Raw genomic sequence first — 13930 nt, forward strand, 5'->3', positions numbered from 1 at the left:
GTTTTATTCGTAACGCAGGGCGTCGATCGGGTTGAGCTTGGCGGCCTTGTTGGCCGGATAAGCCCCAAAAAACACCCCTATGGCCATCGAAAAGAGGACAGCCACAAGAATGGACGACAACGTCGGATAAACCGTGATATGGACGAAATGGCCGCCTGCAGCGCCAATGGCGGCGCCGACGCCGATCCCGATCAGACCGCCGATCAGGCAGATGATGATTGACTCGACGAAAAACTGGAGGCCGATGTCCCGGTTGCTCGCGCCCAGCGCCTTGCGGATGCCGATTTCCCGGGTGCGTTCGGTGACGGAGACGAGCATGATGTTCATGACGCCGATGCCGCCGACGAGCAGCGAAATCCCGGCGATCAGCGCGATGCCCAGAGACAGCTTGGCCATTTGGCTGTTGATCTCGTTGGCCTGTTTTTCGATGTTCATCGTCGTGATTTTTGCGTCGGAATTGGCCGCATAGTAATGTCGGTTGAACCAGGTTTTAATTTGGCGGCTCAGGGCTTCTGTGTCGGCGTTTTGGTTCAGGGTGACGATGATTTCGGAATAGCCGGTGTCTTCGGTGCGCATCAGCGCGTTGGCCGCGGCCGGCGGAATGTAGACCGTCTCGGAGGAAACGCCGGACATCGCGGACACGATGTCCTTGCTGCCGGTTTGATACACGCCGACCACCGTGCAGGTGAGACTCCCCGCATCGGTGCGCACGGTCATGGGCTGGCCAATCGGATTCTGATGGCCGAAGACCTTCTGTGCCAGTTTCTTCGAAATGACGGCTACCGGCCGGGTACTGGCCGACTCGACATCTGTAAAGCGGTGGCCTGACACCACGTTGAGCTGCATGTAGTCGAGGTAGCCGCCGTTGGCGCCGGTCAGGGCGACCTTGGTCTGTTTCAGATCGTCGACGGTGCCGGAGATCGGCGAGGTCGAGTAAGCTACGTCGTCGATTTTGCCGGCAAAGTGCTTGCTGAAGGCGGCGATCATATCCTGGGTGATCATGTCCTTGGCGGCGAGGCTGCCGTTGTCGCTGTCTCTTGGCGTGACGTAAACGTCGACGCTTTTGGACGCCATCGAGTTGAGGGCGCTGCTGATCGAGCGGCTCACCGCCGAACCGATGGAGGAAATCGCGATGACCGAGCCGATGCCGATGATGATGCCGAGCATCGTCAGCAGAGAGCGCATTTTGTTGCTCTTCAGGCTGGTGATGGCGAGGAGAATGTTTTCCCGTAAATTCATCGCACCACCTCCACCACCTTTGTGGCGTCGGCGGCTGGCCGTGCGGCTCGTCCGGCGCGTTCGCCGGTGATCCGTCCGTCCTCGATCGTGATGATGCGCTCGGCTTCTTCAGCTAAGTCGTCGTTGTGGGTGATCAGCACGATGGTTTTGTGCTGTTTTTCGTGCAGTTCGTGGAAAATGTCCATGACCATCCGTCCGGTGTGGGTGTCCAGGGCGCCGGTGGGTTCGTCGGCGAGGATGATCGGCGGGTCGTTGGCCATAGCCCGGGCGATGGCGACGCGCTGGCACTGTCCGCCGGAGAGCTCGTTGGGCATGTGGGCAGCCCAGGCGTCCATGTGGACGGTCCTCAGCAGCTGGGCGGCCCGGCGGCGGCGTTCCCGCTGACCGACCCGGGCGTAGAGCATCGGCAGCTCGACGTTGGACAGCGCCGAGGTCCGAGGGATCAAGTTGAAGGACTGGAAGACGAAACCGATTTTCTGGTTGCGGATCATCGATAGGCGCTGGTCGGGCACCTGATCGATGGGCAGGCCGTCGAGGACGTAGCGCCCCTCTGTCGGCCGGTCCAGCACGCCGATGATGTTCATCAGCGTCGACTTGCCCGAGCCCGACGGGCCGACGATGGCGGTGAATTCGCCCTCGTCGATGGACAGATTCATGTCGTCGAGCACGGTGAGTTCGTTGGGCGTGCCGATGAAGTAGCGCTTGGTGATGTGTGCCAATTGGATGAGTGCCATGGCGCCTCCTTATTCTTTAACCTGCTGGCCGTCGTGCAGGGATGCCGGGTTCAGCGCGACCTTGTCGCCGGCTGTCAGGTTTTCGCCCGTGATTTGGATGACGGTGTCGTTTTGGAGGCCGGTCTCGACGGTGACGGCCTTGACGGTGTCCGGCGCGTCCTTGTGGTGCTTGACGACAAAGATTTCGTATTGACCCTTTGCGTCCTTGGTCACCGCGTCGATCGGCACGGTAGTGACGTTCTGGCGGGTTTCCACCGTGATTTCCTGACTGGTCTTCATTCCGATTTTCAGGCCGTCGGTGGGCTGAGCGATGTCGACGGTAGCCTCAAAGGTGGCGGCGGAGCCGGAACCTGAGCTGACGCTGCCGGTGCCCGCGCTGGCCAATGACGAGGCGGTGTCCGTGCTCAGCGCGGCCGCGCTGGTATCCGTGCTGCCGGCTGCGCTGTCGGCACTCGTCGGTGCGACGCTCGAGACGACGCCGGTGTAGCGGCGGCCGTTCGTGCCGTCGGCGGTGATGGTCACCGCCTGCCCGGTGGAGACCGAACTGATGTCACTCTGGTCGATCTGCATCCTGATCTGCAGATTGCCGGTGTTTTGAATCGTGAAGAGCTCGCCGGAGGTGGGATTGCCCTTGACCGCGGCGACGTGGGTGATGGTGCCGGAAATCGGCGCGGTGACGGCGCGGACTTGCCCGGTTTGGGCGTCGACGAGGGTGCAGAGCCGTGTCCCCTTGTTCACCGTGTTGTTCAGCGCCACATCGACGCTCTGGATGACGCTGCCGGTTGAATCGGCGACGACACTGACGTTTTTGCTTTCGACAGTGCCGTCGGCTGAGATGGTCTTCGTCAAATTGCCGTAGTTGATTTTCCCGGTGGTGATCGACTTGAGCTTCGGCCGGCTGTTTTGGTAGATCGCCACGGCGGCAATCAAAGCCGCGGCCGCGATTAAGACCACGGCGACCACGCGTTTGCGGCGGTTTTTAGGTCCCTCAGCCGCCGTCATCGGGTCGGGCGTCAGGGCTTCGCTGTTTTCAAAAACTGGCGTGTTCGTGTCGTCCGGCAGGGATTTTCGTTTAAAGGGATTGTGCATCGCATCCTCCTTTGATTGTATTAATTCAATAATACAATAAGCGATTGGGCTTGTCAATTAAAAAAAGAGCCGCCTTAAGGCAGCTCTGATTTGATAATTTATCGAATGATGATTAGTTTCACGCTTTGTCGATGGAACCGAAGACTTCCATTTTTTCTTTGACCTTGGCCTTGATGGCTTCTGTCCCAGGCAGGAGCAGTTTTCTCGGGTCAAAGCCCTTGCCGACTTTGTCTTTGCCTTCTTCGATGTATTTGCGGGTCGCTTCTGCGAAGACGAGCTGGCATTCGGTGTTGACGTTGATCTTGGAGACGCCGAGCTTAATCGCGTGCTGAACCATTTCGTCTGGGATGCCTGTGCCGCCGTGAAGCACCATTGGCAGATCGCCGATTTCCTTCTGGATGTTGGCGAGCACGTCGAAGTTCAGTCCCGGCCAGTTTTCCGGATAAACGCCGTGGATGTTGCCGATGCCGGCTGCGAGGAAGTCGATGCCGAGGTCTGCGATCTGCTTGCATTCCTTCGGATCTGCGAATTCGCCAGCGCCGATGACGCCGTCTTCTTCACCGCCGATGGTGCCGACTTCAGCTTCGATGGACAGGCCTAAGATGTGAGCCGCAGCGACGAGTTCCTTCGTCTTTTCGACGTTTTCTTCAAAAGGCAGATGAGAGCCGTCGAACATGATTGAGGAGAAACCAGCGTTGATGCAGGCCTTTGCGCCTTCGTAGGAGCCGTGGTCGAGGTGCAGCGCAACTGGAACGGTGATGTTCAGGGATTCGATCATCGCTTTGACCATAGCCGCGACGGTTTTGAAGCCAGTCATGTATTTGCCAGCCCCTTCGGAGACAGCCAAAATAACCGGTGAGTTGTTTTCCTGCGCGGTTTCGAGAATAGCCTTCGTCCATTCGAGGTTGTTAATATTGAAAGCGCCGACGCCGTAATGTCCGGCTCTCGCCTTAACCAACATATCCTTTGCTGAAACTAACATGTGATACCTCCATATCAAGTAAATGTGTTATCCTTATTATAACGGACAGCGGCGCCAATAACAATAGAATTAAAGCAAAATTATGTAAAAATCAGCGAAAACATTCAAAATTAATCAAGATTTATCAAAAATGAGAACGACACGCAGACTGTGTTATAATGAAAAGCAGTAATTAAAGCAATCGGGAGGCTGTGATGAAAAAAGATCCGTACCGGTCCCAGCGGGGCTGTTTCAAGTCTCAGGCAGTGGTCCCCGGCGCCGAGAAGTGGGCGGCGGCCACGGCGAGAAGAGACGCGCTCTACCAGCGCGACGAAGACATCCGCACGCCCTTCGGCCGGGATTACACCCGGATTCTGCACTCGTCGGCCTACCGCAGGCTCAAGTACAAGACCCAGGTGTTTTTTCGGCCGCGCAACGATCACGTCAGCACCCGGATCGACCACGTGCACTACGTCGCGTCCATCGGCCGGCTCATCGCCGACTTTCTTGGGCTCAACGGCGAGCTCACCGAGGCCATCGCTATCGGCCACGACCTCGGGCACACGCCCTTCGGCCACGACGGCGAGGCGGCCCTCTCGGCTATCGTCCGGCGGGACGGGCTCGCGCCGGCCTTTTGGCACGCGGCTAACGGCCTGCGCTTCGTCGACGATTTCGAGCTGCTCTCCGGCCCAGACGGCAGGCAGTACAACCTCGATTTGACCTACGCCGTCCGGGACGGGATCGTCGGCCACAGCGGCCCGGTGAACGCGCCCCTTTTCCCGCGGGAGGCGGCCATCGATTTGAAAGAATTCACGCGGCCGGGGCAGTTCAACCCCTTTACCTGGGAAGGGTGCATCATCAAAATCGCCGACAACATCTCTTATTTGGGGCGGGATATCGACGACGCGGTGCTCCTCGGGCTGATGAAGCCGGAGGACCGCCGGGTCTACGCCGAGGTCGTCGACCGGTACGCCCGCGCGGCCGGCGTTTCGTCCATCGACGTGAACAACGCCAACGTCATTCACCTGATGGTGACGGATTTGTGTCTGAACTCGACGCCGGAGCGGGGCATGGGCTTTTCCGAGCCGGCGCGGACGGCGATCGGCGAGGTTACGCGGCTCAACCGGGAGCTGATTTACTTCAACGATCGGCTCAAGGCCTACAAGGATTACGGCCGTCAGGTCATCGAGACGATTTACGCGGCCCTCTGCCGCTACACCGAGGAACCCGACCGCCGAGATTATTTCAGAGAGCAGTTCCCGTCGCTGACCGTCGGCTTCGAGAAATGGCTCATCGACTACATGAAAGGTTTTCACGACGAAAAGCGGGCGGACACCGTGGCCTGCCACTGGGTCTACACGTATCAAAAAGGGGAGGCCGGCGCGGCGGAGATGAAACGGGCCGCGGTGGACTACATCTCCGGCATGACCGATCGGTTCATCGAGCTGCTCTACCGGGAGCAGGTGGTGTTCAAGAGCCAGCGCACGCCCTACGTGTCGCTGTAGCTGCTGCAAATAAATGAAAATAATAGAAATTGAAAGCGTATAGAAAATAGAGGTGTACAATGGAAATCGAACAAGTACTTCAAAATAAGAACGTCGTCATCATCGGACTCGGGCTCATGGGCGGGGCGCTGGCCATGGCCCTCAGAAAGGAAGGGCCGGACTGGATCGGCGCCATCGATACCGACAGCGAAGTCCTCGAGGAAGCTCTCGACCGCGGCGTCATCGACCAAGGGGAAAACGACGAGGCCGGCGCCGCGCGCCTGCTTGCCCAGGCGGACTTCGTTTATTTCTGCCTGTACCCACGCACCGCGGTGAATTTCTTCAAAACCCACATGGGCAACTTCAAGCCCGGCGCGGTGATCACCGACATCACCGGGGTCAAGCAGATTCTCGTCGACGAGGTGCTGCCGATTCTCAGAGACGACGTCGACTTCATCATGGGTCACCCGATGGCCGGCAGCGAAAAGGAAGGCTTCGGCGGCGCCGACGAGGGGATTTTCCTCGGGCGCAACTACATCCTCGTGCCGATGCCCCAGAACGACCCCGACCACATCAAGTGGCTCAAGCGCGTGATCTACAACATGGGCTTCACCAACATCGTCGAGACGACCCCCGAGGGCCACGACAAGAAGATTGGCTTCACGTCCCAGCTCTGTCACGTCATCGCCTGCGCCCTGATCGATTGTAAAGAGGAACGTCACCTCTCGGATTTTGAAGGCGGCAGCTTCATGGATTTGACCCGGATCGCGATGATCAACGCGCCGATGTGGGCGGAGCTGTTCGTCAGCAACCGCGACGCGCTGTTGTCTCAGATCGACGATTTTGAAAATAGTATGAAAATCATGCGGGGGATGATTGAAAATTCTGATGAAAATGGCCTGTCGGATTTGATGTATTCGGTCCGTAAAAAGCGCGTAACGATGGAAATAGACCGCAAAAATAGGACTTTGGCCATTGAAAATCAGTTTAAACACAAAGAATCTGAATAAATTCTTAAAGGAATCTCAATGTAACAGTTTACATTAGGATTATTTCAATTTACATTCTTACAACACTTGACGTATTTTTCATAACGCGCTATACTATAGTCACATCAAGGAAATACATTCGATTGAAGCACACACCCGGTTGGATGTATTTGATGTTCAGAACTTGCTGAATATGCGAGAATTCAGCAAGGAATCATAATATTACCCCCCTCTCTCCAAAGGACTTCGAACTCCTCCCCCTATATTGGTTCGGAGCCCTTCTTTTTTTGCTAATTTTTCACGATCGTCAAGCAGCCTATTCAAATTATTAAAATACAAAAAATAAAAAAGCGCAATAAAAAACCTGTCTGAAAAGATTCAGACAGGTTTTTGTGTGTGAGATAAATTATGCAATCCCTTTGATTTTCTTGACTTCTGCAGTCAGAGCAGGGACAACAGCGAAGAGGTCGCCGACAACACCGTAATCTGCGATGTCGAAGATTGGCGCTTCTTCATCTTTGTTGATGGCGACGATGCAGTCAGAGCTGCTCATCCCAGCAACGTGCTGAATTGCACCGGAGATCCCGCAGGCGATGTAGAGTTTCGGGCCGACGGTTTTACCAGTCTGGCCAACCTGATGGGAGTGAGCGATCCAGCCAGCATCGACAGCTGCACGAGATGCACCAACAACGCCGCCTAAAACGTCAGCTAATTCCTGTAACGGTTCGTAGCCTTCTGGTCCGCCGACACCACGGCCGCCAGAAACGATGACGTCCGCGCCGACCAAGTCGACCATTTCGGAAGCGTCTTCTTTCATTTCTTTGATTAAGCGGGTTCTAATATCTTCAGGAGCAACGTGGATGTCTTCTTTGATGACTTCGCAGGTGCGGCCTTCTTCAGCTTCTGTCGCTTTGAACACGCCAGGACGGACAGTACCGAGTTCTGGACGGTGATTCGGGCAGAGGATGGTGGCCATCAGGTTGCCGCCGAATGCCGGACGAGTCCAAGCGATATTGCCGGTTTCGTCGTCGTAGCCGAGTTTTGTACAGTCAGCGGTCAAGCCGGTCTGCAGACGGGATGACAGACGAGGTCCGACATCGCGGCCATTGTTGGTTGCGCCGATGAGCATTGCAGTCGGTGCGTATTTGGTGATGACTTCGTACAGTGCGTTGACATAAGCGTCTGTGGTGAAGTGTTCGTATTCTTCGCCGTCGATCACGATAACCTGATCTGCGCCGTGTTCCTGAACAGCCTTAACAGCTGCGTCGGTGTTGTGGCCGATAACCAGACCGACCAGTTTGCCGCCCTGTTTTTCAGCCAGTTCACGGCCAGGGTTTAACAGTTCCAGACCCACACTCTGAGCGGAGCCATCAGGATAAGTTTCAATAAATACCCAAAGATCCTTTGTTTTCGGTTCCATTTCTGATCTCCTCTCTTATATTATAGTAAGCCTTCTTTATCGAGGGCAGCTGCCAGGTTTGCAGCGACTTCTTCTGGTGTTTCGCCGGTGATCATTTCGCCGCCAGTCTTTACAGGTGGTACGAATGTCTTCTTGACGTTTGTCGGTGAGCCCTTCAGGCCGCATTTTGTGAAGTCGATATCGAAATCTTCTTCGCCGAGAACGTGAATTTCTTTTTTACGAGCAGCCAGTTTGTCTTTGATCTTCGGCAGACGCGGATCAAATGAAGGTTTGGTTGCAGTAACCAGGCACGGGAAGCTGGCGCCGAGGATTTCCTGGCCGTCTTCTGTTTCACGGGTAACCTGGATTTCATCGTCGGTCATTTCAGCGGTTAAGCCGTAGGTGATTTGCGGAATGCCGAGGTGTTCAGCCAATTCCGGACCAACCTGAGCGGTATCGCCGTCGATAGCCTGTTTGCCGCAGAAGATCACATCGAATTTGCCTTCGATTTCTTCGATCTTTTTGATTGCGCAAGCTAAAACGTAGCTGGTTGCGAGGGTATCGGATCCGCCGAATTTACGGCCGGAAACCAAATAAGCTTCGTCGCCGCCGACTGCCAAGCAGTTCTTCAGCGCTTCCTTAGCCTGATCTGGCCCCATTGATACGACGACGATTTTGACGTCATCTCTTGCATCCTTAATGCGTGCGGCCATTTCCAGCGCGTACCCATCGAAAGGATTGACAATGCTCGGCACACCTTTACGAATCAGAGTATTCGTTTCCGGGTCGATACGGATTTCGGTTGTGTCAGGCACTTGTTTAACACACACGAGAAAATTCATGATATTACGTTGCCTCCTTAAGAATAATCAATGTGTATCATCTGGACAGGAACGTGTCCAAATAATTTGTGAATATTGTAACATAAAGACAAGGCGCCCGTAAAGGGTTTTAATGGCGAATTAATGCAAATTTAATGCAAAAAATTACCAATATTTTGCACACTTGAAGAAAAAGTAACCGTTTATAGGCTATGTCAAATGCGAATCGGGGATTGACCAAAAATCAGGTTGAAGGGGAGAAGGGAATAAGCGTATAATAAATGAAACAATCTAAGACAATCAGGCTGTGTCAATCGGCATAGTTTTGAGAGATAGCGGGGTTTAATTTAAAATGACAACCAATCAGATAACCGCGCAGCCGATCCGCGTCGGCATCGGCTACGACGTGCACGCTTTTGAAGACGGCCGGCCGCTGATCCTCGGCGGGGTGCACATTCCCGGCCACGCCGGACTGGCGGGCCACTCGGACGCCGACGTGCTGCTGCACGCGGTGATGGACAGTCTCCTCGGAGCGCTGGCCCTCGGCGACATCGGTGCCCATTTCCCGGACACCGACGAAAAGTACGCCGGAGCGGACAGCATGGCGCTGACCGATCAGGTCTGGCAGCTGATCGACGAGGCCGGCTATAAAATCGGCAACGTCGACGCCATCGTCGTCGCCCAGGCGCCGAAAATGGCGCCCCACATCCCGGCAATGCGGGCCAACATCGCGGCCTGCCTGCGGGCGGACGTCTCGCAGATCAGTGTGAAGGCGACGACGGAGGAACATTTGGGATTTACCGGAAGGGAGGAAGGCATCGCGGCCAAGGCTGTCGCGTGCCTGATTAAAAAATGATCGGAATTGTTGCGGCCATGCAGGAAGAAGCCGACGCCTTCGCGCGCTGGATGCAGGACACCAGCAGCTTCACGAAGGCCGGCGTGGATTTTGTCACCGGAAAAATCGGCGGCAATGACGTCACGCTTGTGGCGTCGGGTCTCGGCAAGGTCAACGCCGCGATGTGCACTCAGATCCTGATCGACTGCTACGGCGCCGACCCGGTCATCAGCTTCGGCGTGGCCGGCGGCATCGGCGAGGGCCTCGCTTTCGGCGAGCTCATCGTCAGCACCGACGCGGCGGCCTACGGCTTCGAGCTGGACAAGGGCGGGCTCAAGCCCGTGGACGTCCCCTTTATGAATGGGACGGTCTACTCGGCGTATCCGAAGCTCGTCGCGGACGCGGTGCAGGCGGCTGAAAAGCTAAAGCTTAAATACCGCAAAGGCCGGGTGCTCACCGACGACCGGGTGCTGGCGGATTCTAAGCTCAAGGCGGCGCTGCGGCAGCATTTCAAAGCCGAATGCGTCGAGATGGAAGGCGCGGCCGTCGCCCAGACGGCTCAGGCCAACGGCGTGTCCTGGCTGATCCTCCGCGGGATCTCCGATTTGGCAGACGAAAACATGCAGGGCACCTACGACAATCATTACGGAAAAGCCATCGAGGCGGCCGCGGCCACCGCGGTGGCCGTGTGTCTGGTTCAGGACGCGCAGACGGGCTGCGCAAAAAATCGTTACAATATATAGAAAGAAAATTAGAGGCAAATATGAAAGATAACAGCGAAATGAAATCGACGGCGTCGGGCTCGGCGCTGGTCGGAGACGACGAACGGGAATTTGACGAATTGGGCATCAAGGTGCCGGTGCCGGCCCACCGGCCGACCTGGGCGGAAATCAGCCTGGACAACGCCGTGCTCAATTTGCAGGAAATCAAAAAGCGGGTGGGCCCGGGCCCGAAGATCATCGCGGTGGTCAAGGCCGACGCCTACGGCCACGGCATCGAATTCACCCAGACGATTCAGGACGAGGGCGTGGACATGATGGCCGTTGCCTTTCTGGACGAAGCCATCGCGCTGCGCCAGAAGGGCATCGACCGCTGCGACATTATGATTCTCGGCCTGACTCCCAAAAATCAGATTCCGGATCTGGTCGAATGGGACATTCAGCCGGCGGTCGATTCCCTCGAATTTGCGCGGGCCCTTTCGGAATACAACGTGAAAAACGGCACGGTGACCCGCATCCACGCGAAGGTGGACACCGGGATGGGCCGCATTGGCTTCCGGTGGGACGAAGCGGTGGACGCCATCGCAGAAATCTCAGAAATGCCGGGTATCGAGCTTTACGGGATGTTCACCCACTTTGCGACGGCCGACGAAGCGGACAAATCCTTTACCGAGCTGCAGATGAAGCGCTACCTCGACGTCGTCCGCGGCCTCAAGGCCAAGGGCGTCGAAATTCCGCTGAAGCACGTGGAAAATTCCGCGGCAATCATCGACTTCAGCAAGTCGGTATTCAACGCCGTGCGCCCAGGCATCATTCTCTACGGGCTCTACCCGTCAGACGAAGTCAAGAAGGAAAACCTGAAGCTGCGCCCGGTCATGACCTTCAAATCGACGGTCATGCACCTGAAGACGATCCACGCCGGGGATTCCTGCGGCTACGGCCGGAAGTTCATCGCCGACAGCGACCGGAAAATCGCGACGCTGGCTGTGGGCTACGCCGACGGCTACACCCGGATGCTCTCGGGCAAGGGGACAGAAGTCTATTTGGACGGGCACCGCGCGCCGGTGGTCGGCAACATCTGCATGGACCAGTGCACCGTCGACGTGACCGACGTGCCGGGCGTGAAGGTCGGCGACGAGGTCGAGCTCTTTGGGCCGCACATTCCGGTAGAAGAATTGGCTGAAAAGCTCGGGACCATCAATTACGAGCTGGTCTGCATGGTCAACAAGCGGGTGCCCCGGCTCTACAAATTCTTAGGTGACGAACACCTCGAGGTCGAAATCCTCAACGACGGCTTTTACGGCTCGTTCTAATCAGAGTCGGACAGAGATTCTGGCGGAGTTTTCAGCCGGGCGCGCAGGTATTTGATCGGGATGCCTTTTTCTGAGAACATTGCCTCGTGCTCGGTCGGGTAGTCCTCGAGAGACGAGTAGCGCGGATCTTGGTGAAGGTCTCGGCTGAGCGCCAGGACCTCGAAGCCGGCCTCCTCGAGGTAGCCGAGGGTCGCCTCGAACAAATCGTCGTCGTCGGTTTTGAAGCGCAGCCACGCCCCGGGCGCGAGAAAGGCCTTGTATTTTTCCAGCTGGCGGGTGTGGGTCAGCCGCTTTTTGTGCTTTTTGCGCTTAGGCCACGGGTTGCAGAAATTGATGAAAAGCCCGCCAACGCGGTCCTCTGGGCCGAGAATCTTTTCGATGCGCTCGATGTCCCAGGCGGTGAGCATCAGATTTTCCGGGTCGGCGCCATCGCGTTCAGCGACGACGTTGCGCCGCGTGATGCCGAGCATCGTGTCGATCATGTCGACCGCGAGGTAATTGTTTTCGGGATGGGCGGCGGACATTTTCGCGATGAAATGCCCCTTGCCGCATCCCAGCTCCAGATACAGCGGGTGCGCGGGGGCGGCGAAGCGTGTCCGCCAGTGATTTTTCAAAGTCCAGGGCTCGGCGGCGAAAAACGGGCTGGCTTCCAGCTCGGGCCGCGCCCACGGACGGGGTCGTATATGCATAAGGGCCTCTCCTTTTTTATTTGGTTGATTTTGATTTGAATGTATTTTAATGGAAGACGGGATTTAGAGCAAGGGGGAAGAGAGATGAAAGGGGTTCACGATTCGGAAATTACAGGCAATCCGCTGTACAGCGCGCCGCTGATGCCGCTGATTGCGAAATACGCCGTGCCGTCGATCATCAGCATGCTCGTGTCGGCGGCCTACAACATCACGGACCAGGCCTTCATTGGCCACGTCGTCGGCCTCGTCGGCAACGCCGCGACCAGCGCCTCCTTTCCAGTGGTGACACTGACGACGGCCTTCGCCCTGCTCATCGGCAACGGCAGTGCCGCGGCTTACACGATGGCCGTCGGCGCGGACAAGCGCGACGAGGCGGCGCGCGTCGTCGGGACGGGCACCTTCATGCTGATCCTCGCCGGGGCGCTCATCTTCACGACGATCGTCGGGCTCAAGCAGCCGATATTGATCCTCTGCGGCACGACGAAAACCGTCATGCCCTACGCCAGCGTCTACCTGAAGTACACGGCCTTCGGCCTGCCGATGATGATGTTCGCCAATGCCGGCGCCAGCATCATGCGTGCCGACGGCAGTCCCAACGCGGCGATGGTCGCTTCGGTGAGCGGGGCACTGCTCAACGTACTCCTCGATTACATTTTCATGTTTGTGCTGCACCTCGGCATCCGCGGGGCAGCGCTGGCCACAGTCATCGGGCAGGCCGTGTCCTTTCTGCTCTGCGTGAGCTATTACCCGCGGTTTAAATGCATCAAATTCAATCTGTCGTCGGTGCAGTACCGGACCGATACCGCGGCGCAGATCACCAAGCTCGGCACCGCGAACTTCATCAATCACATGATCATGGTGCTGGTCAACATCGTGCTCAACAACCAGCTGACCCGCTACGGCGCCCTTTCGCCCTACGGCAGCGACATTCCGCTGGCGGTGGCCGGCGTGGTCTCCAAGCTCAACGTCATTCTCGCGGCCTTCGCCGTCGGGCTGGCCCAGGGCTGTCAGCCGGTGGTCAGCTTCAACATGGGGGCAAAGAACTACCCGCGGGTTAAGGCGGCCTACATGACGGCGGTGCGCGCCGCGGTGATTGTCAGCTGCATCGCCTTTGCGGCCTTCCAGCTCTTCCCGCGGCAGATCGCGGGCCTGTTCAGCTCCGGCAGCGCCGCGTATTTCGAATTCGCCGAAAAATACCTGCGTATCTACATGTTCATGATTTTCGTCTACGGGGTGCAGCCGATGACGGTGAACTATTTTGCGAACATCGGCAGCGTCTCCAAGGGCATCACCTTGTCCGTCGCCAGACAGGGTTTCTTCCTGATGCCGCTGCTCGTCTTTCTGCCCAGGCTCTTCGGTATCGACGGCGTGCTCTTCGCCGGGCCGATCGCCGACGCGCTGGCCTTTGGCCTTTCGGTGATCCTGATGCGGGAAAATTTCAGGGAGCTCGACCAAATGGCGGCCGAATCCGGGAAAACCGTGTAAATTCGCCCTTGCAATTTTATAAAAAAATGATACAATACAAAATCATAGTCAAAGGCGTTGATGAAGACGGTGTTTTGAACCCTGTGTCAACCAGAGAGGCGGCTCCTTGAGCTGAAAAGCCGCCGGCACATCAGAACGCGGATCACTTCGGAGCTGGCAGCCTGAACGGAGTA

Annotated in this window: 13 protein-coding genes; 6 read left to right on the forward strand and 7 right to left on the reverse strand. The window is 56.9% G+C overall.

Features of this window, described 5'->3' with window-relative positions:
* Positions 1 to 3: 3 nt before the first annotated feature.
* The 4 genes from QZX60_RS00210 to fba form a co-directional block, all read right to left on the reverse strand.
* Positions 4 to 1239, reverse strand: a complete 1236-nt coding sequence (locus QZX60_RS00210; protein ID WP_295360006.1) for an ABC transporter permease — start codon at positions 1237 to 1239, stop codon at positions 4 to 6.
* Entirely contained in the window at positions 1236 to 1973 is a 738-nt protein-coding gene (locus QZX60_RS00215; RefSeq protein WP_295360009.1) for an ABC transporter ATP-binding protein, read from the reverse strand. Before QZX60_RS00215 ends, QZX60_RS00210 begins: the two co-directional genes overlap by 4 nt.
* Positions 1974 to 1982: 9 nt before the next feature.
* Complete coding sequence (locus tag QZX60_RS00220; RefSeq protein ID WP_295360012.1) at positions 1983 to 3062, reverse strand: efflux RND transporter periplasmic adaptor subunit; 1080 nt, start codon at positions 3060 to 3062, stop codon at positions 1983 to 1985.
* Positions 3063 to 3180: 118 nt separating this feature from the next.
* Positions 3181 to 4044 carry a class II fructose-1,6-bisphosphate aldolase gene (fba, locus tag QZX60_RS00225; protein ID WP_295360015.1) on the reverse strand — a complete coding sequence of 288 codons (864 nt, stop codon included), beginning with the start codon at positions 4042 to 4044 and terminating at the stop codon, positions 3181 to 3183.
* A gap of 194 nt (positions 4045 to 4238) precedes the next feature.
* Here fba and QZX60_RS00230 point away from each other — a divergent pair, with 194 nt between their 5' ends.
* Positions 4239 to 5528 carry a deoxyguanosinetriphosphate triphosphohydrolase family protein gene (locus tag QZX60_RS00230; protein ID WP_295360018.1) on the forward strand — a complete coding sequence of 430 codons (1290 nt, stop codon included), beginning with the start codon at positions 4239 to 4241 and terminating at the stop codon, positions 5526 to 5528.
* A gap of 59 nt (positions 5529 to 5587) precedes the next feature.
* Positions 5588 to 6517 (forward strand): prephenate dehydrogenase/arogenate dehydrogenase family protein, encoded by a 930-nt coding sequence (locus QZX60_RS00235; protein WP_295360020.1) that lies wholly within the window; start codon positions 5588 to 5590, stop codon positions 6515 to 6517.
* A 385-nt stretch (positions 6518 to 6902) separates the two neighbouring features.
* Here QZX60_RS00235 and QZX60_RS00240 read toward each other — a convergent pair whose 3' ends face one another.
* Positions 6903 to 7916 carry an electron transfer flavoprotein subunit alpha/FixB family protein gene (locus QZX60_RS00240; protein ID WP_295360023.1) on the reverse strand — a complete coding sequence of 338 codons (1014 nt, stop codon included), beginning with the start codon at positions 7914 to 7916 and terminating at the stop codon, positions 6903 to 6905.
* Positions 7917 to 7936: 20 nt separating this feature from the next.
* Positions 7937 to 8737 carry an electron transfer flavoprotein subunit beta/FixA family protein gene (locus QZX60_RS00245; RefSeq protein WP_295360026.1) on the reverse strand — a complete coding sequence of 267 codons (801 nt, stop codon included), beginning with the start codon at positions 8735 to 8737 and terminating at the stop codon, positions 7937 to 7939.
* A 331-nt stretch (positions 8738 to 9068) separates the two neighbouring features.
* On the opposite strand from QZX60_RS00245, the gene ispF reads away from it, so the two are divergent.
* The 3 genes from ispF to alr are packed head-to-tail and all read left to right on the forward strand — an operon-like array spanning position 9069 to position 11583.
* Entirely contained in the window at positions 9069 to 9572 is a 504-nt protein-coding gene (gene ispF / locus QZX60_RS00250) for a 2-C-methyl-D-erythritol 2,4-cyclodiphosphate synthase (RefSeq protein WP_295360029.1), read from the forward strand.
* Entirely contained in the window at positions 9569 to 10294 is a 726-nt protein-coding gene (locus QZX60_RS00255; RefSeq protein WP_295360031.1) for a 5'-methylthioadenosine/adenosylhomocysteine nucleosidase, read from the forward strand. Before ispF ends, QZX60_RS00255 begins: the two co-directional genes overlap by 4 nt.
* A gap of 20 nt (positions 10295 to 10314) precedes the next feature.
* Positions 10315 to 11583: an alanine racemase gene (gene alr / locus QZX60_RS00260; protein WP_295360033.1), complete on the forward strand. Its 1269-nt coding sequence runs from the start codon at positions 10315 to 10317 to the stop codon at positions 11581 to 11583.
* On the opposite strand, the gene trmB is transcribed toward alr, so the two are convergent.
* Entirely contained in the window at positions 11580 to 12272 is a 693-nt protein-coding gene (trmB, locus tag QZX60_RS00265; RefSeq protein ID WP_295360036.1) for a tRNA (guanosine(46)-N7)-methyltransferase TrmB, read from the reverse strand. The two genes, alr and trmB, sit on opposite strands and share 4 nt — an antisense overlap.
* 84 nt (positions 12273 to 12356) lie before the next feature.
* On the opposite strand from trmB, the gene QZX60_RS00270 reads away from it, so the two are divergent.
* Positions 12357 to 13757, forward strand: coding sequence for an MATE family efflux transporter (locus QZX60_RS00270; protein WP_295360039.1), 1401 nt, complete (start codon positions 12357 to 12359; stop codon positions 13755 to 13757).
* The last annotated feature ends 173 nt before the right edge of the window (positions 13758 to 13930 follow it).

Origin of the sequence: uncultured Pseudoramibacter sp., from assembly GCF_903789625.1 — a bacterium.
Lineage (GTDB): Bacteria > Bacillota > Clostridia > Eubacteriales > Eubacteriaceae > Pseudoramibacter > Pseudoramibacter fermentans.

What these genes read in the sequence shown, in the direction of transcription:
- QZX60_RS00215 (WP_295360009.1), bottom strand. Translation starts at nt 1,973, where the DNA reads ATGGCACTCATCCAATTGGCACACATCACCAAGCGCTACTTCATCGGC.
- QZX60_RS00230 (WP_295360018.1), top strand. Translation starts at nt 4,239, where the DNA reads ATGAAAAAAGATCCGTACCGGTCCCAGCGGGGCTGTTTCAAGTCTCAG.
- fba (WP_295360015.1), bottom strand. Translation starts at nt 4,044, where the DNA reads ATGTTAGTTTCAGCAAAGGATATGTTGGTTAAGGCGAGAGCCGGACAT.
- QZX60_RS00270 (WP_295360039.1), top strand. Translation starts at nt 12,357, where the DNA reads ATGAAAGGGGTTCACGATTCGGAAATTACAGGCAATCCGCTGTACAGC.
- QZX60_RS00255 (WP_295360031.1), top strand. Translation starts at nt 9,569, where the DNA reads ATGATCGGAATTGTTGCGGCCATGCAGGAAGAAGCCGACGCCTTCGCG.
- alr (WP_295360033.1), top strand. Translation starts at nt 10,315, where the DNA reads ATGAAAGATAACAGCGAAATGAAATCGACGGCGTCGGGCTCGGCGCTG.
- ispF (WP_295360029.1), top strand. Translation starts at nt 9,069, where the DNA reads ATGACAACCAATCAGATAACCGCGCAGCCGATCCGCGTCGGCATCGGC.
- trmB (WP_295360036.1), bottom strand. Translation starts at nt 12,272, where the DNA reads ATGCATATACGACCCCGTCCGTGGGCGCGGCCCGAGCTGGAAGCCAGC.
- QZX60_RS00240 (WP_295360023.1), bottom strand. Translation starts at nt 7,916, where the DNA reads ATGGAACCGAAAACAAAGGATCTTTGGGTATTTATTGAAACTTATCCT.
- QZX60_RS00210 (WP_295360006.1), bottom strand. Translation starts at nt 1,239, where the DNA reads ATGAATTTACGGGAAAACATTCTCCTCGCCATCACCAGCCTGAAGAGC.
- QZX60_RS00245 (WP_295360026.1), bottom strand. Translation starts at nt 8,737, where the DNA reads ATGAATTTTCTCGTGTGTGTTAAACAAGTGCCTGACACAACCGAAATC.
- QZX60_RS00220 (WP_295360012.1), bottom strand. Translation starts at nt 3,062, where the DNA reads ATGCACAATCCCTTTAAACGAAAATCCCTGCCGGACGACACGAACACG.
- QZX60_RS00235 (WP_295360020.1), top strand. Translation starts at nt 5,588, where the DNA reads ATGGAAATCGAACAAGTACTTCAAAATAAGAACGTCGTCATCATCGGA.